Annotated in this window: 21 protein-coding genes; 6 read left to right on the top strand and 15 right to left on the bottom strand. The window is 69.8% G+C overall.

Annotation, left to right across the window (positions count from 1 at the left end):
* Positions 1–79: 79 nt before the first annotated feature.
* The 6 genes from HUA76_RS01865 to HUA76_RS01840 form a co-directional block, all read right to left on the bottom strand.
* Positions 80–4639, bottom strand: coding sequence for an SUMF1/EgtB/PvdO family nonheme iron enzyme (locus tag HUA76_RS01865; RefSeq protein ID WP_174459821.1), 4560 nt, complete (start codon positions 4637–4639; stop codon positions 80–82).
* Positions 4636–6471 carry a sigma 54-interacting transcriptional regulator gene (locus HUA76_RS01860; protein ID WP_254613962.1) on the bottom strand — a complete coding sequence of 612 codons (1836 nt, stop codon included), beginning with the start codon at positions 6469–6471 and terminating at the stop codon, positions 4636–4638. Before HUA76_RS01860 ends, HUA76_RS01865 begins: the two co-directional genes overlap by 4 nt.
* An 80-nt stretch (positions 6472–6551) precedes the next feature.
* Complete coding sequence (locus HUA76_RS01855; RefSeq protein WP_174459820.1) at positions 6552–7235, bottom strand: hypothetical protein; 684 nt, start codon at positions 7233–7235, stop codon at positions 6552–6554.
* Between the two features lie 5 nt (positions 7236–7240).
* Positions 7241–7732, bottom strand: a complete 492-nt coding sequence (locus tag HUA76_RS01850) for a hypothetical protein (RefSeq protein ID WP_141645141.1) — start codon at positions 7730–7732, stop codon at positions 7241–7243.
* A gap of 277 nt (positions 7733–8009) precedes the next feature.
* Complete coding sequence (locus tag HUA76_RS01845) at positions 8010–9530, bottom strand: hypothetical protein (RefSeq protein ID WP_141645140.1); 1521 nt, start codon at positions 9528–9530, stop codon at positions 8010–8012.
* A gap of 94 nt (positions 9531–9624) precedes the next feature.
* Complete coding sequence (locus HUA76_RS01840) at positions 9625–11082, bottom strand: hypothetical protein (protein ID WP_174459819.1); 1458 nt, start codon at positions 11080–11082, stop codon at positions 9625–9627.
* 144 nt (positions 11083–11226) lie between these two features.
* Here HUA76_RS01840 and HUA76_RS01835 point away from each other — a divergent pair, with 144 nt between their 5' ends.
* A complete protein-coding gene (locus tag HUA76_RS01835) occupies positions 11227–12510 on the top strand; it encodes an APC family permease (protein WP_141645138.1) in 1284 nt (427 codons plus the stop codon).
* Here the strand turns inward: HUA76_RS01835 and HUA76_RS01830 are convergent.
* Positions 12507–13946: a glutamine synthetase family protein gene (locus HUA76_RS01830; RefSeq protein ID WP_174459818.1), complete on the bottom strand. Its 1440-nt coding sequence runs from the start codon at positions 13944–13946 to the stop codon at positions 12507–12509. The genes HUA76_RS01835 and HUA76_RS01830 overlap by 4 nt on opposite strands.
* 301 nt (positions 13947–14247) lie before the next feature.
* On the opposite strand from HUA76_RS01830, the gene HUA76_RS01825 reads away from it, so the two are divergent.
* The 3 genes from HUA76_RS01825 to HUA76_RS01815 are packed head-to-tail and all read left to right on the top strand — an operon-like array spanning position 14248 to position 16708.
* Entirely contained in the window at positions 14248–14772 is a 525-nt protein-coding gene (locus HUA76_RS01825) for a DUF4365 domain-containing protein (protein WP_174459817.1), read from the top strand.
* Positions 14769–15905, top strand: a complete 1137-nt coding sequence (locus HUA76_RS01820; protein WP_174459816.1) for a hypothetical protein — start codon at positions 14769–14771, stop codon at positions 15903–15905. Before HUA76_RS01825 ends, HUA76_RS01820 begins: the two co-directional genes overlap by 4 nt.
* Positions 15902–16708, top strand: coding sequence for a S9 family peptidase (locus HUA76_RS01815; RefSeq protein WP_141645136.1), 807 nt, complete (start codon positions 15902–15904; stop codon positions 16706–16708). Before HUA76_RS01820 ends, HUA76_RS01815 begins: the two co-directional genes overlap by 4 nt.
* 81 nt (positions 16709–16789) lie before the next feature.
* Here the strand turns inward: HUA76_RS01815 and HUA76_RS01810 are convergent, their stop codons facing one another.
* The gene (locus tag HUA76_RS01810; RefSeq protein ID WP_174459815.1) at positions 16790–18886 is read right to left on the bottom strand and encodes a thaumatin family protein; all 2097 of its coding nucleotides are present in this window, start codon (positions 18884–18886) and stop codon (positions 16790–16792) included.
* Between the two features lie 251 nt (positions 18887–19137).
* Between HUA76_RS01810 and HUA76_RS01805 the strand changes: the two genes are divergently transcribed.
* Positions 19138–19479, top strand: coding sequence for a helix-turn-helix transcriptional regulator (locus HUA76_RS01805; protein ID WP_141645134.1), 342 nt, complete (start codon positions 19138–19140; stop codon positions 19477–19479).
* Positions 19476–19967 (top strand): SRPBCC family protein, encoded by a 492-nt coding sequence (locus tag HUA76_RS01800; RefSeq protein WP_174459814.1) that lies wholly within the window; start codon positions 19476–19478, stop codon positions 19965–19967. Before HUA76_RS01805 ends, HUA76_RS01800 begins: the two co-directional genes overlap by 4 nt.
* A gap of 61 nt (positions 19968–20028) precedes the next feature.
* Here HUA76_RS01800 and HUA76_RS01795 read toward each other — a convergent pair whose 3' ends face one another.
* From HUA76_RS01795 to HUA76_RS01765, 7 genes are read right to left on the bottom strand one after another with little or no spacing between them, the layout of a single operon-like run.
* Positions 20029–20766 (bottom strand): SDR family oxidoreductase, encoded by a 738-nt coding sequence (locus HUA76_RS01795; protein WP_174459813.1) that lies wholly within the window; start codon positions 20764–20766, stop codon positions 20029–20031.
* Positions 20744–22141 carry an NAD(P)/FAD-dependent oxidoreductase gene (locus HUA76_RS01790; RefSeq protein ID WP_217439185.1) on the bottom strand — a complete coding sequence of 466 codons (1398 nt, stop codon included), beginning with the start codon at positions 22139–22141 and terminating at the stop codon, positions 20744–20746. Before HUA76_RS01790 ends, HUA76_RS01795 begins: the two co-directional genes overlap by 23 nt.
* Complete coding sequence (gene kynU, locus HUA76_RS01785) at positions 22128–23408, bottom strand: kynureninase (protein WP_174454445.1); 1281 nt, start codon at positions 23406–23408, stop codon at positions 22128–22130. Before kynU ends, HUA76_RS01790 begins: the two co-directional genes overlap by 14 nt.
* Entirely contained in the window at positions 23405–24421 is a 1017-nt protein-coding gene (locus HUA76_RS01780; RefSeq protein WP_141645129.1) for an amidohydrolase family protein, read from the bottom strand. The genes kynU and HUA76_RS01780 overlap by 4 nt, the downstream gene beginning before the upstream one ends.
* Positions 24418–24942: a 3-hydroxyanthranilate 3,4-dioxygenase gene (nbaC, locus tag HUA76_RS01775; RefSeq protein WP_141645128.1), complete on the bottom strand. Its 525-nt coding sequence runs from the start codon at positions 24940–24942 to the stop codon at positions 24418–24420. The genes HUA76_RS01780 and nbaC overlap by 4 nt, the downstream gene beginning before the upstream one ends.
* Positions 24943–25371 carry a RidA family protein gene (locus tag HUA76_RS01770; protein ID WP_141645127.1) on the bottom strand — a complete coding sequence of 143 codons (429 nt, stop codon included), beginning with the start codon at positions 25369–25371 and terminating at the stop codon, positions 24943–24945.
* Between the two features lie 21 nt (positions 25372–25392).
* A complete protein-coding gene (locus HUA76_RS01765; protein ID WP_174459811.1) occupies positions 25393–26835 on the bottom strand; it encodes an aldehyde dehydrogenase in 1443 nt (480 codons plus the stop codon).
* Positions 26836–26945: the final 110 nt, after the last annotated feature.

Here is a 26945-nt window from a genome sequence, read left to right as displayed (position 1 = left end):
TGGGCGGGGCCTCGGGGAGTGGGGTGAAGTGGCGGTTCTGGCCGGCAAGACTTGCCGGGGTCCGGCGAGGGTTGCCGTTTCAGGGGCGCGGCGTGGCGCAGACGCGCAGGCCGATGAGGGCCTCGCGCTGTGTGGGCTCCACTCGGTCCCGGTTGGCGGAGTGCGCGGTGAGGTCGCTCTGGTACCAACTGCCGCCCTGCGCGGACGGCTTGGTGGGGTCCACGCTGGAGCGGGTCCACTCCCAGACATTGCCCGCGAGGTCGTCCACGCCGAAGGGGCTGCGCGAGCGCGGGTGGCTGCCGACCTCGTCGGGTCCGAAGCCTCCGGGCTCTCGGCCGTACGTCACGTCGTGGTTGGCGTCGTCCGGGGACAGCCAGTCGCCCCCCGGGTAGCGTCGTCCGTCGGCGCCCCGGGCGGCGCGTTCCCACTCGTGCTCCGTGCAGATGCGCGCTCCGGGGACCTGGCCGGTGTGGTCCAGCCAGGCCACGTAGGCCTCCGCGTCCACGAAGGAGATGGCCGACACGGGGAAGCGCAGCCAGTCCTGTTCGAGACGTCGGTCTCGCTTGCCGTAGCGCAGGCGCTCTCCGTCGAGCACGCTGTAGCTGGCGGAGGCCGGCCGCAGGTTGAGGCGCCACCGTCCGTCCGGCTCCTGGGCCAGGTCCACCACCGTGAGGCGCCGCCGCGAGCCCGGCATGCGCGCGGTGCGCTCCTCGGGCGAGAGGGTCTCCAGGAAGGTGATGTACTGGCCGAACGTCACCTCGTGCCGGGCGATGAGATAGGCGCCGGTCTCCAGCTCGTGCAGCGGGGGCGAGAAGAAGAAGGCCCGGCGCAGGAATTCGCTCTCGGATGCGCCCTGGAGGAAGCGGCCGGGGGGCACGTACACGAAGCCCTCGGGGACGGCGGAGGCTTCGGGCAGCGCGAGGTCCAGGGAGAGGGTTTCGCCCGGGCGCACCAGGATGGGGGCTCGCACGGGGAAGCGACCCGGTGCCTCCACCAGAATCAGATGAGAGCCCGCGGGAAGCTCCAGCTCACGCAACGGCGTCTGTCCCAGGTCTTGTCCGGAGGATGCCGGTGGCGCAGGTGAGTCCGAGGGCCGCGCCGTGTCGCTCGTTGGAGAGATGTCGGGGGTGGCTTTCAGCAGTCGCACCCGTGCGCCCGGAGGCGAGGTGCTGATGGAGACGCGCGCGGGTGCCACCAGCTTCTGTTGTCGCAGGCCCGATGTGTCGTAGGCGGCGAGGCGCGTGAGCAGTTGGGTGCGCAGCTCAGGCTGTCGCTGTCGGTCGGCACGCTCCGCGCGCTCCGCGAGCAGGTCCGCGAGGGGCTCGTTCACCCGAGGGCTCCCCGGGTCCAGGCCCCAGGCCGTCTCCAGCGCGGCCTGGGCTCGCAGCGAGAGGGTTTCGACTGCCTGCTCCTCGTCTCGGACGCGCGCCCACAGCGTCTCGGCGGCTTCGCGCCGCTCGGGGCCCGGCGTGTCGAAGAGGGCGAGGGACTCCTGGCGCAGTCGCCGCGCCGTCGCGTCCTTCTCGCGGGCATCGTCGTGGTGTCTTCGTGCTTCGTCGAGGTGCTGCGCGATGCGGGCTTCCAGTTGCGCGCGCGACTGCACGCGAGTCACCGCCACCACCGCCAGTAGCGCGAGCGGCGCCGCGATGGCCACCGTCCAGCGTGCGGCCCGGCGACGACGGGCCGTCTGGTGCGAGCGGGCGAGGAAGTCCTCCTGGCCTGCTCCCTCGGGAAGCACTCCGGCGGCGCGCGCCTCGGTGAGCTGTCGCTCCGCGTAGAGCAGCTCGGAAGGTTGGCCCAGTCGTGCCCATTCGGTGGCGGCGCGAGCGAGGCGGTGCCGTATGGCGCGGCGCTGCTCATCCTGACCCAGCCAGCCGCGCAGCGTGTCCCAGCCCGTGAGCAGGCTTTCGTGCGCGAGCGTGTAGACACCCTCGCCGCTCTCGGCCTCGCCCGCCGTGAGCAGGCGACCGCGCACGAGGCCATCCAGCACCGCGCGGCCGTTGTCATCGTCGGGCCCTCGCAGCAACTCCTCGCGAGTGCGGCGCAGTCGCGTGCCCTCGGGAGTGACCAGCTCCAGCAGCAGCTCCCGTGCGCGGGGACGCTGTTCCGGTCGGAGCTTCTCCACCACCGCGTCCGCATGACGGGCCAGCGCGCCCTCCACGCCGCCGAGTGACGCCAGCGCCTCGGCGGGAATGGTGCCTCGCGCGACGTCGCGTGCCTCCCACAGTGCTTCCAGCGCGAACTGCAACAGCGGAAGTCCGCCGTCGGCTCGCGCGGCGGAAGTCACGAGTGTGTCGACCAACGCGGGGGACTCGAAGCGAACGCCGAGTGCGCGGGCGGGACCTTCCACGGCCTCGCGCAGTCCTCGCTCGGACAGGGCTCGTACGAGGTACAGCGCGCGGGGAAGCTCGTCTCCCAGGCCCGGCAAGGCGACCAGGCGGGTGAGGCAGTCACTGCGCGCGGTGGCCAGCACGCGGATGCGCGGAACCCGGTGCAGCGCCAGGGCCAGCTCCTCGGCGAGCCGCGTGGCCTGGGTGGGCTCGGAGAAGGTGACGAGTTCCTCGAGTTGGTCGATGAAGAGGAGCACCGGTGGGGCGCCCGAGGGGCGACGGCGCAGGGCTCGGGCGAGGGCTCCGGGTTCCTCGGTGGCCACTTGCGAGAGGAGCGCATCGGGGCCTTCCTCGAGCACGGGCGCCAGGGCTTCGGCCAGCGCCTCCAGTGGGTGCCTTCCGGGAGTCCACGAGACGATGGTCCACGCGGGGTTGTCGTCGCCACGTCCGGCGCTGGCGATGGCGGGCAGCACTCCTGCGCGACACAGCGACGACTTGCCGACGCCCGAGTCTCCCGCGAGCAGGACGAAGCGCTCGCCGCGCAGCCGGTCCAGGACCTCACCCAGCTCCGTCTTGCGGCCGAAGAAGACGCCCCGGTGCTCGGCCTCGAAGGTGCGAAGTCCCCGGTAGGGATTGCCGGAGGGCAGGGGAGAGGTGTGAGCGGAGTGGGCCAGGGCTTCCAGGGCCTCGCGCAGCGCGTCTCCGGATTCGAAGCGTTGCTCGGGGGCCAGGGCGAGGCAGCGGTCCACCACGGCGGCCAGTCCGGGAGGAAGGTCAAGGTCCTGCTCCACGAGCAGGCGAGGGCGCTGCTCCAGCACTGCGCGCCCGAGGTCGGACAGGGGCACGTCTTCGTGGGGCGCGGTGCCAGTGCACAGCTCGTGGAGGAGCACACCCATCGCGTAGATGTCGCTGGCTCGGCTGGCCTGCTCACCGCGCCAGAGTTCGGGTGCGAGATAGAGCGGCGTGCCGGGCACGGTGAGCGGGAGGGGCGAGGGTCCTCGGTGCGCGGGGGGCACTCCGTCCCAGGGCCCACCGGGAGACGAGTCGTCGCGAGGGCTCGCGACCTCGCGATGGTCCGTCGTCGGCCGTGGTGCTCCGCTTCGTTCTCCGTGCGCCGAGGGAGCCGAGTCTTGCGACGTGCTTGATGGATGCTCGTTCGCGAGAGCATCTCGTGCATGCGGCGCTGACGGAGCGGCGAGTCGCGGGCGCGTCTCCGCTGGTTGCCCTGGCGCGATGTCCTCGACGGGAGGCCCTACTGGACGCGTCTCCGCGGGCTGCCCATGCGCGACGTTCTCGCCAAGAGGCGCCACTGGACGGGTCTTCGCTGGCTGTCCTGGTGCGACGTTCTCGCGAGGAGGCGCCATGGGACGCATCTCCGCTGGCTGTCCTGGCGCGGCGTTCTCGCCAAGAGGCGCCATGGGACGCGTCTCCACCCGGGACGTTGGCGAGGTGGCGTCGCCAGGAGGCGTCATGGGCCAGGTCTGCACCAGCGCGTTGAGCGGGGTGGCGTCGCCAGGTGGCGTCATGGGACGCGTTTGCACCTGTGCCTTCGGCGTGGTGCCCCCGCCAACATGTGACACCAGGCGCGTTTCCACATCGGGCTCCGTGCCCCCACGCGCATCCTCCCGGCCAGCTCCCCGTCCCGTGTCGAGCGTCTCGCGAGGTGCCTCTCGTTGTCCCGTGTCGCGCGTCGCGCGCGGTGCCTCTCTCCGTCCCGTGTCGAGCGGCGCCTCTCGTCCCTCGTCACGCGCGTCTCGAAGACCCGCTGTGCTCGCGCCCCCCGTCCACACCAGCGCGCGAGGACCGTCCTCGCCCGTCCACGACTCCGCGAGCCCGAAGTCGAGCAGCTTCACCTCACCTTCTTCGGAGAGGATGGCGTTGGCGGGCTTGATGTCGCGGTGCAGGACCCCGCAGCGGTGCGCCGCCGCGAGCCCGCGCGCGAGTCCAATCCCCAGCACCAGCACCTGCCGCCCGTCCATCGGACGCCGCAGCGTGTCCAGCGGCTCGCCTCGGATGAGCTCCGACACGAGATACGGCTGGCCGCGCACCTCACCCACGCGGTGGATGGCCACCACGTTGGGATGCTGGAGCCGGGCAATCGCCCGCGCCTCCTGGAAGAACCGCGCGCGTGCCACCGCGTCCGGCAGTCGCCCCGCGGGCGTCGCGATGAACTTCACCGCCACCAGCCGGTCCAACAAGGTGTCCCGCGCGAGAAAGACCTGTCCCATGGCGCCACGCCCCAGGGGGCGCAGCACCTGGTACTCCTCGAACTCGCGGGGGGGCTCCAGCAGCCCGGGTGGCGCGCTCATTCCGGCGAGGTGCCTCGGCGCGCGGAGCGAGGTTGCAGTCCCAGTTGCTTCAGCTTGAACGAGAAGGTCCGGATGGGCATTCCGATGAGCGCCGCCGCGCGCGTCTGCACGCCCTCCGCCGCCTCCAGCGCCTCCTGCATCCTGCGTCGCTCCAGCTCCCGAATCTCCTGCGCCAGCGGCAGCCGGGGCCGATGCGCCGGAGCCAGCGCATGCTCCGGTTCCGGCTCCACCACCTCCGCCTGCGCTACCGTCCGCCCGCTCGACATGCGCGCCGGCAGGTGGTGCGGCTCCACCACGTCGCCCGTCACCGCCGCCGCCACGTAGTCCATCAGGTTGCGAAGCTCGCGCACGTTGCCCGGCCAGGTGTGCCGCGACAGCGCATGCAACGTGCCCGACGCCAGCTCCAACTCCCCACGCCCCAGCGCCACACAGGCCCGCTCCAGGAAGTCACGCGCGAGCATGGGCACCTCGCGAGGCCGCTCCCGCAAAGGAGGCAGCAGCACCGTGGCCGCGCCCAGCCGGAAGTACAGGTCCTGCCGGAAGCGCCCCGCCGCGACTTCCGCCTCCAAATCCCGATGCGTGGCGGCCACCACGCGGATGTCGATGGGCCGCTCCCGCGTATCTCCCACGCGGGTGATGCGACGCACCTCCAGCGCGCGCAGCAGCTTGGCCTGCGCGGACGCGGGCAGCTCGCCCACTTCATCCAGGAACACCGTGCCGCCCTGCGCGCTCTCCAGCAACCCCGCGCGCGACGTGGTGGCACCCGTGAACGCGCCGCGCTCGTGGCCGAACAGCTCGCTCTCCACCAGGCCTTCGGGAAGGGCCGCGCAGTTGACGGGCACGAACGGACCGGAGGCGCGACGAGACCAGTGATGCACCGCGAACGCGGCGTTCTCCTTGCCCGCGCCCGTCTCTCCGCACACCAGCACCGGCAGCTCGCTCGCGGCCAGCCTGCGCAAAAGCGCGTAGAGCTGCGCCATCGCCGGGTCCGCCACCAGCACCGTGCGCTCGCCCAACGACACCCGGGTGATGTCCTCCGCCGCCGAGGCGAAGCCCCCCGGCGCCGCCGTCCGCGCCGCCGTGCGCGCCGCGGCCACCAGCGTCTCCGCGTCACAGCCATCCGACGGACACGTGGCGGAGCCCAACCGCGCGCGAGGGCACGCACTCAAGAGCGCCTCCACGCGCTCCCCCATCCCCTCCTCGCCTGGATCTCCCGACACCTCGGGCAACAGCCACAGCAGGTGCTCACCGTCCAGCCAGCCCGCCGCCTCCGCGGGCCCCGCGTCCGAGCCCAGCACCGCCTCCACCGCCTCGCGCTCGGAAGCGCCCTGCTCGGCCAGCGCGAGCGTCAGCACCGTGAGCGGCCGGCCATAGCGCAGCGCGCGTTCCACCTCCTCGCGCAGCTGCCCCATCAACCGGTCCGCGTCGAGCGCCCTGCGCGCGGGCATGGGCCGGCGCTTCGCCCGCACCACCGCCACCACCGCGCCGAAGGAGAGCACATCTCCCGACAACAGCGGCCGCGCATCCTCGAGCTGGCGGCCGTTGATGGACGTCCCATTCTGGCTGCCCAGGTCCACCACCCGCGCGCCCTCGTCCGTCACCAGGATGCGCGCGTGACGGCGCGACACGCTCTCGTCCTTCAGCTTCAGGTCCGCCTTGTCGTCGCGGCCCACCAGCACCACGCCCTCGGCCGGCAGCGGGAAGCGCCACGACGACTCGCCCTCCAACACCAGCAGGTACGCCGCGCCCGTCCCGGAAGGCTCCGAGGGGGTGCCGATGGGGCGGGTGTCTCGAGCACTGGGAGGCGGAGCGGACATCGAGCGGTCGTCCATGCTGGCACGCCCGCGTCGAGTCGAGCAACCCAGGGGTACCCAGGAAACAAGGAGCCGCTTGGGACCCGAGCGAAGGATGCTCACTTGCGCAGCGTCATGGGCAGACGCTCTCCCGCCCGGGAGAGGTAGACGCGCGAGCTTCGGCGGCCCCCTTCGTTCTGGGGACGTACGACGGCCTGCCCCCGCAGGCCCTGTACGCGCAACAGCGAGGTCAACAGCTCCGCCTGGGCATCACCGTTGTCATGCTCCACCTCCAGCGTGCACAGGTGGGTGCGGCACTCCACGCGGGTGAGCCGCGAGCCCGTGAAGTCCGGGCCCTGAAAAGACCTGGTGACGAGCGACTCGGTGGGGACCGCCCACTGCGTGTCCCGAGGCTCCGTGTTCGCGGCGGCCTCCAGCTCCGCGTCCAGCTCCATCACCCGCTCCCGCCGACGCTGCTCCTGCGCCGCCTGCTCGGCCTCCTTCGTGGGCGCGGTGTCCGGGCCCTCGGAGCCCTCCTCCTTCGCGGTGACGCTCCCCCCCGGAGGCGTCGCCGGTACATGGGGCTGCTGCTCCAGGCGGCCCTGTGCGCGGCGCAGGGCCTCCAACTCCGCGCGCAGCGCGCGCACTTCCTGCTCCAGGTCCGCTGGAGGTCCGGTGTGAACTTCCGCGACGGCCGGAGGTGTCGCGCCCTGCATGGGCACATCCCCCCTCAGACTCCACACTCCGGCGACGGCCACGGTGGCTCCAGCCAACCCCAGGACTCCCCAGCGGACCTTGGACATGGTGGCTACTCCGAGATGTAGAAGCTGGAGAGCGTGGACTGGAAGCCGGAGTAGGGGCCCGGCAGCTCGCAGCGCAGGGCGATGTAGCCGTTCACGGACGCGAAGGCCGTCGCCAGGTTCAGCGAGATGGTCTTCGGGTTGGCGGTGTCGGCGCCGGCGGTGCAGCCGGAGTCAGCGGTGATGGCCGTCCCGTCGGGCTCGGTCAGCGTCGCGGTGCAGCAGACGTTCTCGGTGAGGTGCGGGTCTCGCGCGGTGATGAGGAAGGAGACGTTCTCGTTGAACGAGGGGGCGACGACGTTGCGCTGCACGGGACAGACGACCTCGATGGCGCCGCCGGTCTGGTTGATGAGCCGGCCGCTGCGGAAGATGCTGGGCGCGGCGAAGCCCGACACGGACGTGCACAGCGCGCCCGCGTAGGTCGCGGGACCGGCGACCGCCGGCAGGGCACCGAGCAGCGCGAGCGCCGCCACCGACTTCTTGAACGTGTTCTTCGTCATGGGATTTTCCTTGTCCTGCGCGCCACCCCCGAGATGTCGCGTCATGCGCAAACCCGGGTGGCGTGCTGGGACAGGGAAGAGCAACGAAGATGCCAGCGCCTGTCGGCCCGCCTTTCGAGGGAGGGGACGCGCGCCCCCGGCAGGAGTTGCCGCACGGCGCGGTCTTCGGACCGGCAAGGCTTGCCGTCCCCGGCGAAGCTTGCCGGGGTGTGAATGACGAAGCCCCGGCCACCCTACGGGCGCCGGGGCTCAGGCTCACGACAGGGGTTGTCGCGCGCTACTTCGCGGCGTCGAGCTGTGCGACCTTGCTCTGCGTCTGCAGCGCCGGGGGCGAGGCATTCAGCGTGCCCAGGTACAGCCGCCCGTGGAAGCCGTCCGGCCGCGCGGCGTCGAAGAGCTGCACGCCCTCGTTCACCTTGGAGAGCTGCAGCGCTTGATTCGTCGGGCTGATGGCGAAGACGTTGCACTCCACGTCCTCCCAGACGCTGTAGCGACAGGCGAACTGGGTGCCGCGCTTGAAGCCCACATCCAGGGCGCGCACGGACGAGGGCAGGGCCCGGGCCACGCGCGCGCCGAACGGCTCGAAGTCGCCGTCCCAGCCCACCTTCGCGGTGCGCGCGTGCACGCTGCCGGTGAGCACCAGCGTCCAGGACTGGGCGCGCTTGGACTGGAAGGCGAGCAGGTGTTTGGCCATCTGCGCCTCGCGCTCGTTGCCCTGCACCTTCTCCCCGTCGATGGCGGCCAGGGCCACGTCCTTGCCGGAGACGCGCAGGCGGCGCACCTGCTCGACGAGCCAGAGCATGGCGCGGCTGCTGCGACCGTCCTGGTACACGCGGCGCCAGAAGGCGCTCTCCGACAGCAGCTCCTGCGCGTCCTCGGACGTGCCCTCACTGGCGAGGTAGCGCTCCAGCAGCGGCTGCTCGGAGATGGGCGCCGACAGGGCCAGCGTCACCGGCAGCCCCTTCGACGTGGCCTCGCACAACATCCGCAAGGCGGTGGACGGCACCTCCTGGGTGCCCAGCGGGTCCGCGACGAACAGCACCTGCCCCGCGGCCAGCAGGGGGCTTGCGCCCTCCACGGGCTCGCCGCACTCCGCCGCGCGGACCGTGCCCGCTTCGCCCGTCTCTCCCCAACCCTCCATCATCACCGAGCGCATGGGCACCGGCGCGTTGCCGCCCACCAGCTCCAGCGCCGGCACCATCTCCAGCCGCTCGAGGAGCTGCCGCTCGATGCCCAAATCGCGCACGCCGTGCACCATCCGGAAGCGCTCCATGCCCGGCGCGTTCGGGAACGGGTCCTCGAGCGCGACCTGCCGGCGGAAGCCCTGCGCGTTGGTCTCGGTCCGGAAGGCCTCCAGCCGCGCATCCAGGGGGTTCGAACTCTGGTCGGAGAGCAGGTCCCTGTTTATCGAGCCCGCCACGCGAGGCCCCTGCTCCACGACGTTCTCCATCTCGTTGTAGCTGAGCCGGAAGACGCGGACGAGCGTCTTGCGAGGCCCCAGTCGCTCGCCCTTGACGTAGTAGCGCTCGAGGGTGCGCAGGTTCTTGTTGTTCTTCCCGGGCTCGTGCGCGGAGGAGAACAGCTCCAGTCCGCCGTCCTTCTCCAGCACGTCGTAGCGCTCCGACTCCAGGATGCGCCGGGCCGTCATCATCGCGTCCTCGACGGGCACCAGGTACACCGTCTCCTCGACGGGGGTTTCGAACTGGCCTGTCTCCGGGTTGATGTTCGACCCGAGCGGACGGGTGAGCGACGCACACCCCGTGAGCATCAATCCCAGCAGCAGTCCGTACCGGCGCATCTTGGCTCCCTGTTCCAGGCGTGAGCTGCCCGGCGCGTCACTCCCACGCAAAACGCCCGGTGGCCGGCGAGTATATCGCGGCCTCCCGCACGGCTCAGTGCGTCGCCCGCGCGGGTGTGTCGACAGGGGCACGGGCCTGGGCGTGCAGTGCGGGCGGCGACGCACTCAACGCGCCCAGATACAGCCGGCCGTGGAATCCCTCCGGAAGGGGCGCGCCGAACAGCTCCAGGCTCGCGGGCTGGCCCACGGGGTGTCGCGTCTGTTTCGAGGGGCTGATGGCGAAGACGTCACACTCCACGTCCTCCCAGACGCTGTAGCGACAGGAGAACTGGGTGCCGCGCTGGAAGCCGATATCGAGCGCCTGGACGGAGGGCAGCTGACCTGCGAGCCGTGCGCCCAGCGGCTCGAAGTCGCTGTCCCAGCCGACCTTCTGCGTGCGCGTGTGTGTGCCTCCGGCGAGCACCAGCGTCCACGCGGGGGCGTGCTGGCGCTGGAAGTCGAGCACGTGCCGGGCCATCCACGCCTCGCGCTCGTTGCCGCTCGCCTTGTCGGCGTCGAAGGCCACGAGCGACACGTCCTTGCCGCTGGCGCGCAGGCGGCGCACCTGTTCGATGAGCCACAGCATGGCGCGGCTGCTGCGGCCATCCTGATACACGCGTCGCCAGAAGGAGCCGTTGCCCAGGAGCGTCTGCGCGTCGCTCGCGAGTCCGGCGCTGGCCAGGTAGGCGTCGAGCAGGGCCTGCTCGGTGGAGGGAATCGACAGGCCGAGCACCACGGGAAGTCCCTTCGCCGTCGCGTCACAGACCAGCCGCAGCGCGGCCGAGGGCACCTCGCGCGTTCCCAGGGGATCCGCGAGCAGCACCGTGGCGCCCGCCGTCATCACCACGTCCGTGCCGGCCAGGGGCGCGCCGCACTCGGGTTCGGGGACGGACGCCGGGGCTTCCTCCGCCCACTCCTCCATCATCACCGAGCGCACCGGCACGGAGGCGTTGCCGCCCACCAGCTCCAGGGAGGGCACCATCTCCAGCCGCTGGAGGAGCGTGCGCTCGATGCCCAAATCCCGGTTGCCGCGCGCCAGGCGATAGCCCTCCACCTGGGGCGCTCCGGCGAAGGGGTCTCTCTTGAAGGGATTGTCCACGCCGTCCGCGTTCCGGTGCGCTTCTTCCCGGACACCGGCGGCCAGGGGCGGCGTCTCCGCCACGGTGTCGATTTCGCTGTAGGAGAGTCGGAAGACGCGGACCAGCGCCCTGCGCTCACCCAGCTTCTCGCCCTTCACGTAATAACGCTCGAAGTTGCGGGAGCCGGCGCTGCCCTTGCCGGGCTCATGGGCGGAGGTGAACAGCTCCAGGCCGCCTTCCTTCTCGAAGACGTCGTAGCGCTGCTCCTCGAGGATGTTGCGTGTCATCGCCAGTGCATCGGCGAGGGGGACCAGGTAGACGGTCTCCTCTTTCGGCGCGGGTTCGCCCGCCTCGTCGATGGGGACGCCCAGGCCCCGCGAGAGGACCGCGCACCCCGAGCACACCAGCCCTAGCATCACCGCCATCCAGCGCATGGGAAGCCTCCATGGGCGCCCGGCCGCTCGCGACTCCCGGCCGCTCGCCTGTCACTCGACACGGAACGCTCCGGCGCTCCGGCTATATCGAGACGCGAGGGGGTGGGTTGGTGCCGGGGCCGTGGCTGTAGTGAACTGCGGTCCGTGCCCGCTCCCCTCGCTGTCTCCGCCGCGTCTCAGGAACGGACGGTCGGTCCGCTCCAGCTCCTCGCCCTGGGCGTCAACGGCATCGTCGGTGTCGGCATCTTCTTCGCGCCCGCGGAGGTCGCCGCGACAACGCCGGGCATGGGCGCGGTGCTGGCCTTCGCGCTCACGGGGCTCTCGCTGATTCCCGTGGCGCTGGCCTTCGCGGTGCTCGGTCGTCGCTTCGACGCGGATGGGGGGCCCGTCGTCTTCGCGAGGGCGGCCTTTGGCGAGCGCGTCGCCTTCCTCGTCGGCTGGGTGGCCTACGTCAGCGCGTTCCTGAGCACGGCCGCCGTGGTGGCGGGACTGTCGCAGGCGGTGGCGCCGTCGCTGGGGCTGGAGGGGCCGGTGGGGCAGCGCCTGCTTGCCTCCGCGCTGGTGACGGCGCTCGCGGCCATCGTCGCCTCGGGCATCCAGGTCTCCGCGCGGACGTGGACGTCGCTCACGGTGCTGAAGCTGCTGCCGCTGGCGGCGCTGCTCATCGCGTTCTCACTCGCCTCGGGGCCCCGGCCCGTCATCGCGCCCACGTCGGGGCTCGCGGATGGCGCGTGGCTGCGCGCGGGGCTCACGGTGATGTTCGCGTACCAGGGCTTTGAAATCGTGCCGGTGATTGCCGGACAGGTGCGCTCGTCGGAGCGCAGCGTGCCGCTGGCCACGGTGGGCTCGCTCTTGGGCGCGGTGCTCTTGTACGTGGGGCTCGTCTGGGCGTGTGTCGCGGCGCTGCCGGAGCTCGCGACGAGCGCCGCGCCCCTGGCCGCGGCGGCGGGCGTGTGGGGCGGGACGGGCCTGTCGAGGGTGGTGTCGGCGGGCACCAGCGTGTCCGCGCTGGGCATCTGCGTGGGGATGATGGTGACGACGCCGCGCTACCTGTCCGCGCTCGCGTCGGGAGGCCGGTCGCTGTTGGGACTGGAGGGCATGTCACCCCGGGGCGTGCCCCTGCGGGCGCTGGCCGTCACGTGGGGCGCGGTGCTGCTCTTCGTCAATCTGGGGAACCTGTCGGAGCTCTTCGCGCTCTCCAGCATCGCCGTGCTGATGCAGTACGGCGTCACGGCGGCGGCGCTGGCGTGGCTCTCGTGGAAGCGTCAGCGGGGCCTGCGGCCGGTGCACGCGATATTGGCGGTGCCCACGCTGGGGCTCGGCCTGACGCTGGTGGCGTTCGGCGCGAGCCTTCGGGAGGCCGCCACCACCGGAGTCGCGGTGGTGGCGGGCCTGGTGCTGCTGGGGCTGTCCAGACCGAGGGCCTAGAACTGGCTCCAGAGGTACTGGTTGGTGATTTCGTGGTGGAACTGGATTTCGGACGTCTTCACGCGGGCGCCCAGCTGCTTGGGGCAGCGCTCGGCGGAGGCCGTCTTCAGCTCCGCGAACTTGGACTGCACGTTCTCACCGAGGATGTTGGCGATGAACGAGCTGCCCTTGAAGAGGCGGATGGCGTCGAAGATGTTGTCCGGCAGGAAGCGGGTGCGGCTGCGCTTGGACTCCGCGTCCTCCTGAGGCTGCGGGCCTTCCAGGCCGGTGCGGAGCAGGGAGTAGAGCACCAGGTAGGGGTTGGCGTCCGGGGCGACGGAGCGGCACTCGACGCGCGCCGAGCGCTCGTTGCCGTAGGGGATGCGCACCATGGCGCCGCGGTTGTTGGCGCTGGCCTTGATCTGATTCGGGGCCTCGTAGTGCGGGTCCAGGCGGCGGTACGCATTCACGCTGGAGTTGAGGACCAGGCAGATGTCGTTGGCGTTGGTGAGCAGCCGGTCGATGAACTCCCAGCCCATGGGGCTCAGGTTGTCCTGGCCGGCCTTGTCGTAGAACAGGTTCTTGTTGTTCTTCGACAGCGACATGTTCATGTGCATGCCGTTGCCGTTGACGCCCGTCACCGGCTTCGGGAGGAAGCTGGCGGTGGTGTCCATCTGCGCGGCGACCTGGCGGCACAGGAGCTTGTAGAGCTGAATCTGGTCCGCGGAGATGAGCGCCTCGCTGTACGAGAAGTTCATCTCGAACTGGCTGGGGGCGACCTCCGGGTGGTCCTTCTCGTTCTGGAAGCCCATGGCGCGCTGGGCCTCGGCGGCCTTGTCGATGAAGGCGCGCAGCGGGTCTCCGGGCAGCGAGTGGTAGTAGCCGCCGGTGGAGATGAAGTCGAACTTGCTCGTCTCGTGGTAGTGGCGCTCGGCGTCACGGCCCTTGAAGAGGAAGCCTTCGACTTCGGGCGCGGCGTGGAAGACGGTGCCGTCCTTCTGGTACAGCGCCTCGGTGATGCGCTTGAGCTGGCCGCGCATGTCCGCGTGGTACGGGCTGCCGTCGCGCTCCAGCACTTCGCTGAACACCAGCACCTTGCCGGGTCCGAAGATGTCGGAGGGCAGCCAGTAGAAGGAGCCCCAGTCGATGTTCAGCCGCAGGTCGCTCTCCGACTGCTGGGAGAAGCCGCGGATGGAGGAGCCGTCGAAGGTGAGGTTGTCGGCGCTCTTGAGCAGGAACTTCTTGTCGTAGTCCAGCATGTGCAGCCGACCCTCGAGGTCGGTGAAGCACACGGTGACGGCCTTCAGGTTGCGCTCGTCGGTGAGGTACTTGATGCGCTCCTCGCGGACCTTGTCGGCGGCCACGTGCTGGACGCGCTGCTCCTTCACCTTGAGGTTGCGCTCCTCCAGCTCGTCGTAGGGAATCTCCAGGAAAGTCCGCAGCCCCTTCGTCTCCATGTGTCCGTGCCTCCAGGCCGGTGACCGCCGTCAAACGGCGGCAGCGAATCCGTGGGCGCAGGTATTTACATTTGGCGACGGGAAATCAAGCCTAAATTTAGGCGAGTGAAGGCTAAATCCTTGGTCTAAAAACGTTTAAAGCCCGTTTGGCAACACTTGGGAGGGCCTCCGGGAGGGTGGGAGTGACGTCCGAAGGACACTTGGACGCCCTGGGAGCTTGCCTGCCCGGGAGGGCCATGGACGGGGTGGAGCCAAGCTACAGTCGGCTGTCTTCGGGGACAGGTGGAGGTGGAGGGGCGGGATGTTGGGTCCAAATGACATCAAGGAGCAGCTCAGCATCGCGTACGTGCATGCCGTCGCGGCCCGGGCTGGCTGCTCGGTCGAGCGGGTGGGCGTGGATCGGGACAGCATCGACCTCAAGGTCTGCGCCCGGGGGCTGCTGGGCGCCCACGCGGTGCTCACGTCGCCGGAGCTGGCCATCCAGCTCAAGGCCACGGCGAAGGCGTCCGCCATGGCGGAGGCTGACGAGGGAGGTTTCTCCTTCCCCCTGTCGCGGAAGAACTACAACGACCTGGTGGCTCCCTCGCTGGTGCCGCGCATCCTGGTGGTGTTCGTGATGCCGGAGGCGCAAGACGAGTGGCTCACGCTGACCCCGGAGTCGCTCACGTTGAGGCGGTGTGCCTACTGGACATCGCTGCGAGGCCAGCCCCTCACCGCGAACGAGACGCGGAAGACCGTCCTCCTGTCGCGAGAGAAGCGCTTCACCCACGACACGCTCCGGGAGTTGCTGGAGAAGGTGGCCCGCGAGGAGGATCTCCACCCATGAGTGGCGAGCCACTGCTTCGGCTGGGAACCCGGGTCGACTACCTGGATGTGAGGGCCTACCTGGAGGCGCGTGGCTGGAGTCGCGTGCCTTCGCGGCGCCCCTATGCCGCCATCTACCGGAGCGCCCACGAGCCCCTCGTGGAGGTTCAGGTCCCCCTGGACCGTGACCTCGCCGACTACGGCGAGGCGATGGTCGTCATCGCCCGGCGCGTCTCGGAGTGGGAGGGGCGGTCCGTCGAGTCCGTCCTGCATGACCTGCTGCAACCTCGAAGGGACCTGCTGCGCTTCGGGCTGGAAGGCGACACCACACGAGACGGCGGCGTGAGCCTGGCGGATGGTCTGGACCTGGCGAATGGCGTGCGCAAGGCACTGCTGGCCAGTGCGTGCAGCGTGAAGCGGCCCAGGGCCTTCCACCCGCGCATGGGGCTGGCGGAGGCGGAGAGCTTCGTCCGCCAGTGTCGTCTGGGGCAGACGGAGGTGGGCAGCTTCGTGCTCACGGTGGAGACGCCACTCGACATCGGGCTGCAACAGTCCTCGGGTGTCGAACCGTTTGGTCGGCAGACGGCGTCGCTCCTGCTGCGGTCCGTGGCCCATCTGGCGAGGTGGGTTCGCGCGGGAGAGCCGCAGCGGATTCTGGAGTCCGAGGAGGGCGCGCCGAGGGTGAGCGCCAACCTCTGCGAGGCCCTGGTCGAGATGATGCCCTCCGACGAGTCCGCGGACCTGCGCTTGCGCGGCTCCTGGTCCCCGCTCCTGCCCGTGGCTCCGGACATGCCGTCTGAAGTCCATGTGGACCGGAACATGTATGAGAGCCTCGAGCGCATCGCGCATCAGCTCCGGCCCACGCGAGAGATGCAGCCCGCCCAGTTCGTGGGACAGGTCAGTGAGCTGATGGGCGCACCTGGGGAGCAGGGCGGTGTCGAGGGGCCGGTGGTCCTCCAGGTGCAGGTGGATGACGAGCTGCTCAAGGCTCGCGTCATGCTGGGCGCGGTGGAGTACCGACAGGCCGCCGCCGCGCATCTGGAGCAGCGCTACGTGACGGTGCGCGGAGTTCTCCGACGAGGACCGCGCATCCATTGGATTGAAGCCGCGTCGGGCTTCGGAATCGTCGGTGGCCCATCTGGAGGGGTGGCATGAGCTCGCTGTGGATTCTCGAGGAGGCGCCTCCCGCGCCGGATGCACGCATCAGCTATGGCCCGGGGCCGCACCACTTCGGGGAGTTGCGGCTTCCGTCGGGTCCGGGGCCTCATCCCGTCGTCGTGGCCCTCCACGGGGGCTTCTGGCGCGCGAAGTATGACCTCGCTCACCTGGGCCACCTGTGCGCCGCGCTCACCGCGAGCGGCTTCGCCACCTGGAGCCTGGAGTTCCGACGCATCGGCCACGAGGGCGGTGGCTATCCCGGCACGTTGGAAGACGTCGCGCTCGGCGCGGACTTCCTGCGCACCCTCGCGCAAGCGCATCCCCTGGACCTCTCCCGCGTCGTCTTCCTGGGACACTCCGCGGGCGGCCACCTCGCGCTGTGGCTCGGGGCACGTCACCGGATGCCCGTGGGAAGCGCGCTGCGCCGCGAGGACCCGCTGCGCCCTCGCGGAATCGTCTCCCTCGCGGGCCTGGCCGATTTGACGCGCACCTACGAACTGGGGCTGAGCGACCGCGCCGCGGAGCTCCTCCTCGGCGGCTCCCCCTTGGAAGTACCCCTGCGCTACCAGCGCGCCTCGCCCGCCGCGCTCCAGCCCCTGGGCGTTCCCCAGGTCATCCTCCACGGCTCCGAGGACGACACCGTCCCCGTGGCGATGAGCGCGGACTACTGTGCCCGGGGCCGCGCGCATGGCGACGACGTGCGCTGTGTCGTGCTGCCCGGCGCGGGCCACTTCGAGGTCGTCGACCCACGCTCACGCGAGTGGCCCCAGGTGGTGGACGCCGTGCGCTCGCTGCTCTGAGCGCCGTCGTCCCCAGGCCCATCTGGAGTCGAGCGCGCCCTCATCGCCTTGTCGGCATGAGCGGCGCGCCCTGTCCCGCCGCTAGTTCACGTCACCGAAGACGAGGCCGTAGCCCACCGAGTTGGGCGTCCCACCATCCGGGCCTCCGGTGCCCGTGGTCATACACGTGAAGGTGCTGGTCGCGTCGTCATACGCATACGTGTACGCGGTGGGGCACGCCTTCTTGAGGAACGCGAGCCACGGCTGGACGTTCTGCGCCCACGTGGTGTTGTTGTTGATGCACTGCCCCTGGGCTTGCTGGGCCGGGTTGTTGCCGGCCTCCAACGTGGTGGGCCAGAAGCCGCCCGCGGGGTTGCCGGGGAACGTCGGGCAGCCGCAGCAGGAAGGGGTGTTGCCCGCGCTCGAGTTGTAGCAGGACTGGCCGAAGTTCCCCGCGCACTGGAAGAGGTTGTTCAGCGTGTCCGTCACCGTGCCCGCGCTCATCGGCTGTGCGCAGTTGAGCGGGCCGTAGCTGAACGGAGGCATCGCCGCGCAGAGGTCCTCGTAGGACCACCAGCCGATGGACTGGCCACACGTCTGGATGAGCGGCGTCATGGTGTTGACGCCCGGAAGGAAGGCCGTACCGCACGTCGGCGTGCCCCCGTCATCCAGGCCCGCGCAGTCGCTGTTCGACGCGCAGGTGCTGCAATAGCCGGCGGCGGGGTTGTTGGGGTTGCTGCACACCGCGTTGCCCGCGCAGTACGGCTCGGTGAGGGCGCACTTCGTCAGCGTGGGCTGGCACACGCCGCTGATGCAGGTGGTGCCCGCTCCGCAGTCGCTGTTCTGGCCGCACGTCGGCAGGGTGATGGCGCGCAGCAGGGTGGAGTAGTCGGCCGAGAGCCCGGCCGTCGTGTCCGGAGTGAATTGCCACGAGCACGCCTCCAGTGTCCCCGCGTCGGGAACACTCTGGGCGACGCGCGAGCCCGCGGTGCCACAGTTGTAGGGCGACGGCTGGGACGCGGGCGCGAAGCCGCCGTCATTCGTGGGGCCCATCTGGATGCTGACGTTCGCGCCGTTGATGACGGTGACGTCGTAGAAGTCGGACGCATTGGGTTGGAGGGTGAACTCCGCCGCGGCGAAGGGATTGGTGCCGCCCTTGCCGAGCGGACACGGCATTCCGGGCCCGTTGCCGCAGTCCGCGCTCTGGCACTTCGTTCCGTCAGCCTGACACCCCGTGCGCCCGAAGATGCCGCCGCTCCAGCCGACGACGGGGCGACACAGGCACGCGGTGGAGCCCGCGTCCTGGGGACAGTCCGTGGGCGGGTTGGTGATGTCGGGGCCGCTGGCCACCAGGCAGCGGTTGCTCTGGCATTGCGAGTCCTGGGTGCAGGCCGTCAACTGGGGTTGGAGGTTGGCGTAGGCGGGCGGAAGCGAGGACGGCATGCACAGCGTGGCCGTCTCCTGGGGCGTCAGCTCCAGCGCATCCAGGGGCACGCCGCCATCCGTGCGCGAGTACTGGCACAGGCCCAGCTCCACGTCGCACGTCTGTCCCGTCGGACACGTGGTGTTGCCCGAGCCGCAGGCCTGGTTCTCACCGGGGACCACCTGCTGGAAGTAGCAGGTGCCGCCGTTGGCGAGGCTGCACTCCTGTACGGTGTTGGCGCACGTCGTCCCGGTGGGGCACACGCCCTGGCCACCCGTCGCGCAGTTGCACAGGCCCGTGGTGGAGTCACAGCCCTCGGAACCGCAGCCCGCGCAGGCCGCCACCTGTTTCGCACCCGTGCACTGCATGGAGGGAAGATTGACGGTGACGATGGGCGCGCCACCGTTGCACGCGCTGCCAGTCGCCACCATGCACTGGCCCGTGTTCGTGTCACACATGTTGCCGGCGTTGCAGTCGGCGCTGCTGGTACAGCCCGGGTTGTTGCACTGCTGATTCGGACCACAGTCCGTGTCGGTGGTGCAGGCGAAGGGCGGAGGCGCGGCGCCCGCCGTCTGTCCAATCCACACCGTCTGGCTCGCCTGGTTCGTCAGCGTGAAGGGACGGAAGCCCGGAGGGCATGTCACGGGCGGCGAGGAGTCCGCGTTGGTGCGAAGTCCGGTGCCCGTCGTCCTGCAGCCATTGCCCACCGCGAGCACCAGCACGAGCGCGGACAAGCTGAGCGACACCACGGGTGCAACCAATCGACGCGAAACCATGAAGGGGGACTCCGAGGCAGGTTCGCCCAGGGACCGTACTGCGGGTGAAAAGGCGCACCAAGGATTCGGCGCGTCGGATGCGCGCATGCTCCAGGGCGTACCCGCCAAGGGAGTGCTCCCGAGCTTTGTGCGGAGCGCTCGCGAAGTCCCTCGGCGCACGAGCACGCGGGCCGTCGTCGCGGCCCCGCCGTGCGCGCGTTCTGTCGCGAGGGACTTGCGCGCGACAGCGACCTTGATTATCACTGAACCATATGGTTCAGTTTAATTCGCAGCTCGATTTGGCCTTCGGAGCGCTGGCGGATGCCACGCGTCGGGGCGTGCTGGAGCGGCTGGGACGTGGCGAGGCGTCCATCAGCGAGCTGGCCGGGTCCTTCGACATGACCCTGACGGGCATGAAGAAGCACGTGCACGTGCTGGAAGAGGCGGGGCTGGTCTCCACCGAGAAGGTGGGGCGGGTGAGGACCTGCAAATTGGGACCGCGTCGCCTGGAGGACGAGGCGGCGTGGATCGCCGGCTATCGGCGGATGCTGGACGCTCGGCTCGACAGGCTGGGCGAGTTCCTCGCGCGAACGAAAGATGAGGAGGAGTCATGAGCAAGTCTTCACAGCAGACGTCCAGGGATGCCGTCGTCACGCAGCCGTCCGACCGGGAGATTCGCACCGAGCGCATCTTCGATGCCCCGCGCGAGCGCGTCTGGAAGGCGATGACGGACCCGAAGCAGGTGGCCCAGTGGTGGGGCCGTGGCAACAAGCTCGTCGTCGAACGGCTGGAGGTCGAGCGCGGAGGACACTGGCGCTTCGTCGAGCACGCCGAGGGCGACGCTCACGGCTTCGAGGGCCGGTTCCGCGAAGTCACGCCGCCCGAGCGGATGGTGCAGACCTTCGAGTGGGATGGCATGCCGGGCTACGTCATCCTGATCACGACGACGCTCGAGGACGTGGGTAACGGCCGCACGAAGCTGGTGGCGACGTCGCTCTTCTACACGACGGAGGAGCGCGACGGCATGGCGTCTTCCGGCATGGAAGGGGGCCTCAACGAGAGCTACCGCGCGCTGGACGCGCTGTTGGCTCGGGAGGCGTAGGCGCCGTGACTTCCGAGGGGATGAGCCCTGCCCGCTCATCTCCCTCGGAGCCTTCGTCGCTTCAGAACCCGCGCTGCGCGCCGCCGTCGACGACGATGGACTGGCCGGTGATGTACGAGGCCTGCTCGGAGGAGAGGAACGCCACCAGCGAGGCCAGCTCCTCGGGACGACCCAGGCGCCGCGCGGGAATCTGCGGCGCCACCTTCTCGTCCGTGAGGCCCAGCTGCGTCATCCGCTCCGTGGCGTGGAAGCCCGGCAGCACCGCGTTCAGCGTGACGCCGTGCTGCGCCACTTCATTGCTCACCGTCTTCACCAGCCCGAGCAACCCGGCGCGCAGGCCGTTGGAGATGGTGAGGTTGGGCATCGCCTCGCGCGCGGCCAGCGACGTCACCAGGACGATGCGGCCCCACTTGCGCTCCTTCATCCCCGGCAGCGACGCCTGGATTCCATCCACCGCCGCCATCCACAGGCTCTGGAAGCCGAGCTGCCACTGCTCCGCTGTCAGCGACTCGAAGCCGCCCGCCGGAGGCCCGCCCGTGTTCACCACGAGCACGTCCACGCCGCCCAGCTTCGCGACAACCTCGTCTACCAGTCGCTTCGCCGCGCCTGGCTGGTTCAAGTCACACGGCACCGCGAGCGCCGCGCCCAACTCCTTCGCCGCGCGCTCCAACTTGTCGCCCCCGCGCGAGCAGATGGCCGCCGTGGCGCCTTCCTTCACCAGCGCCTGTGCCGTCGCGTAGCCCAGCCCCGCCGATGCGCCCATGACGAGCGCGCGCCTACCCTTGAGTCCGAAATCCATCCGCGTGCTCCTTCATGAATGGCACCAGTCGCTCCTGGATGAGCTGCTTCGCCCGCCCCAGGTCCACGTCCTCGGCGCGCGTCAGCCCCTCGGACAACTCGGAGACGATGCCGCCGGCAATCGCCCCCACTTCATAGGCCAGCCGGTACGGCACGCGGCTGAAGCTCACCATCGAGTAGCGACTGACGAACTCGCCCGGAAAGGCATTGAGCAGCGCCTTCTCCACGGCCTTCTCCAACAGGAAGCGCGGGCTGCCGGTGCTGTCGCGCATCTCCACGAAGTTCTCCACCGCCATGTCCGCGATGGCATCCGCGTTCGTCTTGCGCAGCCGCTCCAACGTCCCGAAGACGTCCGCCCACGTGCCGTGCTGCTCCAACAGCCCATCCAGCACCGTGCAGTCCTCGAAGCCGCAGTTCATCCCCTGGCCGAAGAAGGGGACGATGGCGTGCGCCGCGTCGCCCAGCACCAGGGCCTTGTCGCCCACGCGCCAGGGCGCGCACTTCACCGTCACCATGCCGCCCGTGGGCCGCGCGAAGAAGGCCTCCGTCAAATCCGGGATGAGCGCCTTCGCGTCGGGGAACTGCTCCTCGAAGAACGCCTCCAGCTTCGCGGGCGAGTCCAGCGACTCGAAGCTCACCGGCCCCTTCCACGGCAGGAACAGCGTGCACGTGAAGCTGCCATCTTCATTGGGCAGCCCGATCAGCATGTACGTGCCACGCGGCCAGATGTGCAGCGCGTGCTTCTCCATCTGGAACGCGCCGCCCGGGCCCGCCGGAATTGTCAGCTCCTTGTATCCGTGCCCCAGTTGCTCCTGCGTCGCCGCGAAGCCCGGCACCTGCTCCATCGCCTGCCGCACCGCCGAGCCGGAGCCGTCCGTGCCGAACAACACTCGGCCCGCTTCCTGGCGCTCCTGCCCCGAGGCCTCGTCCAGCACCGTGAGCGAACCCGTCGCGAGGTCCGCCTGCGTCACCCGCTGATTGAAGCGGATGCGCACCTTGCCGGTGGCCTCGGCCGCCGACATCAGGAACTTGTTCAGCCACGCCCGCGACAGCGAGTTGATGTGCTGCGAGTCGTCCTTGCCATAGGGCTGGTACGCCAGCGCCCCCTTCGGCGGGTGAATCATCCGCCCGCGCATCGGGATGGCGTGCTTCAGCGCCTCTTCCTCCAGCCCCACCTGCCTCAGCGCGTACAGGCCGCGCGTGGAGATGGCGAGGTTGATGGAGCGGCCCGCGTCGATGACCTCGCGGCGCATGTCCGGACGGCGCTCCAGCACCTCCACGGAGTAGCCCCGGCGCGCCAGGAACACGGAGAGCAGCGAACCCACGAGGCCCGCGCCCACCACGGTGACGGCTTCGTTCCGCTCACCCACGGGCATGGCCCTCCAGCGTCTTCACGAAGCGGTAGACATCGGTGAAGTTGCAGTACAGCGGCGCGGGCGCCGCGCGGATGATGTCCGGCTTGCGGAAGTCGCAGACGATGCCCGCATCCGACAGTCGCTTGAGCATCCCCTGCGCCTCGCCCTTGAAGCGCAGTGAGAGCTGAGCGCCGCGCTGCTTCGGGTCCCTCGGCGTGGTGATGCGCACGAAGGCCGGCGGCAACTTGTCCAACAGGAACTCCAGATACCCCGTGAGCCGCTCGCTCTTCGCGCGCAGCGCCTCCATGCCCGCCTTGTCGAACAGCTCGAACGACGCGCGCAGCGCCGCGAGCTGGAGGATGGGCGGGTTGGACAACTGCCACCCCTCCGCGCCTGGAATCGGGTCGAAGTCGGGCCCCATCTGGAAGCGCGTCGTCTTGTCGTGCCCCCACCAGCCCTCGAAGCGGGGGATGTCCCGCGAGCGCGAGTGACGCTCGTGGACGAACACGCCGCCCAGGCTCCCCGGGCCCCCGTTGAGGTACTTGTACGAGCACCACACCGCGAAGTCCGGCCCGTCGTCGTGCAGCGACAGCTTCAAGTTCCCCGCGCCGTGCGCCAGGTCGAAGCCGACGAGACACCCCTTCGAGTGCGCCGTGCGCGTAATCGCCGCAATGTCGAACGCCTGGCCCGTGAGGTAGTTCACGCTGCCGAGCAACACGAGCGCCACCTCATGCCCGTGCTGGTCCAACGTGGCGAGGATGTCCTCGGTGCGCAGCGTCTCCTCACCAGGGCGCGGCTTCAGCTCCAGCACCGCTTCGCGCGGGTCATACCCGTGGAAGCGCGCCTGGGACGCCACCGCGTACTGGTCCGACGGAAACGCGCCGCCCTCGACGAGGATTTTGAACCGCTCGCGCGTGGGCCGGTAGAACGACACCATCATGAGGTGCAGGTTCACCGTGAGGGTGTTCATCACCACCACTTCTTGCGGCTTCGCGCCCACCAGCCGCGCGGCCTGCTCGGTGACGAGCTCGTGGTAGTGCAGCCACGGGTGTCGCCCCTGGTGGTGCCCCTCCACGCCCAGCTTCGCCCAATCCTCCAGCTCCTCCTGCACGTAGCGCGCGGCGTTGCGCGGCTGGAGCCCCAGCGAGTTGCCCGCCAGGTACACCACCGGCTTGCCGTCCGGGGCGGGAGGGAAGAGGAACGCGTCGCGGAAGGTGCGCAGCGGGTCCTCCGCGTCGGCGCGGCGCGCGAAGTCCTCGGAGTCCTCGTAGGGAAGCGTCGTCGTCATGGTGCGAAGTCCTCGCGAGAGCGCCCCAGCCACGCCAGGGCGTTCTTCCAGAGCAGTTGCTCGCGCGCGTCGGGCGCCAGCTCGCTCATCGATTCGATGAGAGTGCCCGGGCGCAGCTCGCCCAGGGGGAAGGGATAGTCACTGCCCAGCGCCACCTTGTCCGCGCCGAACAGCTTGACGATGAAGCGCAGCGTCTCCGCGTCGTGCACCAGCGAGTCCACCCAGAAGCGGCCCAGGTAGTCGCGCGGCGGCACCTTGTTGTCCACGGCCACCAGGTCCGGACGCGCCTCGAAGCCGTGCTCGATTCGCCCCAGCGTCCCGGGGAACGAGCCGCCACCGTGCGCGAAGGCGAAGCGCAGCCTGGGCAGCCGCTCCAGCACGCCGCCGAAGATGAGCGAGCACATGGCCAGCGACACCTCCGCGGGCATGCCCACCAGCCACGGCAGCCAGTACTTCTGCATCTTCGCCTCGCCCATCATGTCCCACGGGTGGACGAAGATGGACGCGCCCAGCTCGCTCGCGGCCTCGAAGAACGGGAACAGCTTCTCGTCGGAGAGGTTCCAGTCGTTGACGTGGCTGCCAATCTGCACGCCCGCCAGCCCCAGCTCCTTCACGCACCGCTCCAACTCGCGAATCGCCAGCTCCGGCGACTGCAGCGGCACGGTGCCCAGGCCCACGAAGCGCTTGGGGTGCTCACGCACGACGGAGGCGACGTGGTCGTTCAGGAAGCGCGACAAATCCAGCCCGTGCTCCGGCTTCGTCCAGTAGCTGAACATCACCGGCACGGTGGAAATCACCTGGACGTGCACGCCCGCCGCGTCGCACTCCTCGATGCGCTTCACCGGGTCCCAACAGTTGCTCTCCACCTCGCGGAAGAACTTCCCGTCGTCGCGCAGCATCCGCGCGCGGCACGGCTGGTGATGGTCCAGCGTGATGAAGCCGCCATAGCCATAGCGCTCCGCGAAGCGCGGCAGCTTCTCCGGCAACAGGTGCGTGTGGATGTCGACCTTCAACGCTTCGGCCCTTCCTTGGTGACCTTCGTCCCGCACTTCTTGCACGTGCAGTTGTCCGGGTTGCCGTAGAAGTGCTCGAAGATGGGCGGCAGCTGCGTCACCAGATTGGTGACGTGCACGAACTCCTCGTAGAGCTTCTCGCCGCACGTGGGGCACAGCCACATGAAGCCATCCAGCTCTCCGGGAAGGCGGCGGCGCTCCAGCACCAGGCCCACCGTGCCGGCGGGACGCTGCGGCGAGTGCGGCACCTTGGGCGGCAACAGGAAGATGTCCCCTTCGGAGATGGGGATGTCCACGGGCTTGCCGTCGTCGAGCACGCGCAGGTTGATGGTGCCCTCCAACTGGTAGAAGAACTCCTCGCCCTCGTTGATGTGGAAGTCCGTGCGCGAGTTGGGGCCGCCGACCACGGTGACCATGAACTCGCGGTCTGCCCACACCTGCTGGTTGCCGACGGGCGGCTTGAGCAGGTGGCGGTGCTCATCAATCCACTTCTTGAAGTTGATGGGGGTCAGGCGGCCCATTCAGTCGTCTCCGATGGTGGCGATGCACTTGAGCTCGATGGCAATGGGCGTGGGCAGCCGATTGATTTCGAGCGTCGTCCTGCACGGCGGGTTGTCCTTGAAGTACTCCGCCCACAGCCGGTTGTAGGTGGGGAAGTCCTTCTTCATGTCCGTCAGGTACACCGTGACGTCCACCAGCTTTTCCCAGGACGAGCCCGCGGCCTCCAGGATGTAGCGGACGTTGCGGAACACCGAGTGACACTGCGCCTCGATGTCGTACGAGGTGATGTTGCCCTCGGCGTCCAGCTCCACGCCGGGAATCTTCTTCACCCCGCGCTCACGCGGGCCCACGCCCGACAGGAACAACAGGTTGCCCACGCGGCGCGCGTGGGGGTACAGGCCCACGGGCTCCGGGGCCTTCTGGGAATCGACTCGCTCACTGGTGCTCACGTCGTGTCTCCGTCCAGCGCGTCACAGCTTGATGCACACGTTCTTCGGCTCGGTGAAGAAGCGCAGCGCTTCCCACCCGCCCTCGCGTCCCACGCCCGAGTCCTTCACTCCGCCGAACGGCGTGCGCAGGTCTCGCAGCATCCAGCAGTTCACCCAGACGATGCCGCTGTGCAGTCGGGACGCGAAGCGGTGCGCCCGCGTCACGTCCTTCGTCCACACGCTGGCCGCCAGGCCGTACTTCGTGGAGTTGGCCCACGCGAGCACCTCGTCCTCCTGGTCGAAGGGGATGATGCTGGCCACAGGTCCGAAGATTTCTTCCTGGTTGGTGCGGCACGCCGCGTCCAGGCCCTCGATGAGCGTGGGCTCCACGAACCAGCCCTCGCGGCAGCGGCCGGACAGGCTCGCGCGCCGGCCTCCCGCGAGGATGCGCCCGCCCTCCTGCTTCGCCAGGTCGATGTAGCCCATCACCTTGTCGAAGTGCTGCTGTGACACCAGCGCGCCCTGCTCGGTGCCGGCCTCCAGCGGGTCGCCGACCTTCAGCGCCCGCGTGCGCGCCACCAGCGCGTCCCTGAAGCGCTCGTAGAGGGGGCGCTGCACGAAGATGCGCGGGCCGCACAGACAGATTTGCCCCTGGTTGGAGAACGACGAGCGCACCGTCGTCGCCAGCGCCTCCTCGAAGTCGCAGTCCTCGAAGATGACGTTGGGGTTCTTCCCGCCCATCTCCAGCGACAGCTTCTTGAAGTGGGGCGCCGCCACGCGCGCAATCTCCGAGCCCACGCGGGTGCTGCCCGTGAAGGAGATGGCGGCGATGTCCGGATGCTGGCTCATGGCGGCGCCCACCTTGGGGCCCAGGCCATGGACGACGTTGAGCACGCCCGGCGGCAGGCCCACTTCGCGGCAGACCTGGGACAGGAGATACGCCGTCATCGGTGTGACTTCGGAGGGCTTGGCCACCACGCAGTTGCCGATGGCCAGCGCGGGCGCGAGCTTCCACGTCAGCAGGTACAGCGGCAGGTTCCACGGGGAGATGCAGCCCACCACGCCCAACGGAGAGCGCAGCGTGTAGTTGAGCGCCACGCCGTCGGTGGCGTGCGCCTCACTGGAGAACTGCGTCACCGCGTCCGCGAAGAACTCGAAGTTGAGGATGCTGCGCGGAATGTCCACGCTCGACGCCACGGACAGCGGCTTGCCGGAGTCGATGGACTCCGCGCGGGCGAAGTCGGCCAGGCGGCCCCGGATGGCGTCGGCCAGGCGACGAATCAGGCGGGAGCGCTCGGCGGCGGGCGTGGCGGACCAGGCCGGGAAGGCGCGCGTGGCGGCCTCCACCGCGTGCTGGATATCCGTCGCGTCCGAGTCGGGCACCTGGGCGTACGTCTTCCCCGTCGCGGGCTCCGGCTTGTCCAGCCACTGGCCACCGCGGGCGGGCAGCAGCTCCCCACCGATGTAGTTGAGCACCTTCTCCATGGCTGGACCCTCCGTGCGTGCCCGCACCACGAGTCGCTCACGGGCGCCCGCCTCCTCGGTTGCCGAGAGGGAGGGGGACCGCGGGAACCCCGGTCGAACGGCGCGCAATG

Source organism: Myxococcus sp. CA056 (genome assembly GCF_013336715.1).
In the GTDB taxonomy this organism is placed as follows: domain Bacteria; phylum Myxococcota; class Myxococcia; order Myxococcales; family Myxococcaceae; genus Myxococcus; species Myxococcus llanfairpwllgwyngyllgogerychwyrndrobwllllantysiliogogogochensis.
Note: the sequence above shows the minus strand (reverse complement) of the source record. Positions and strands in the feature narration are given on the sequence as shown.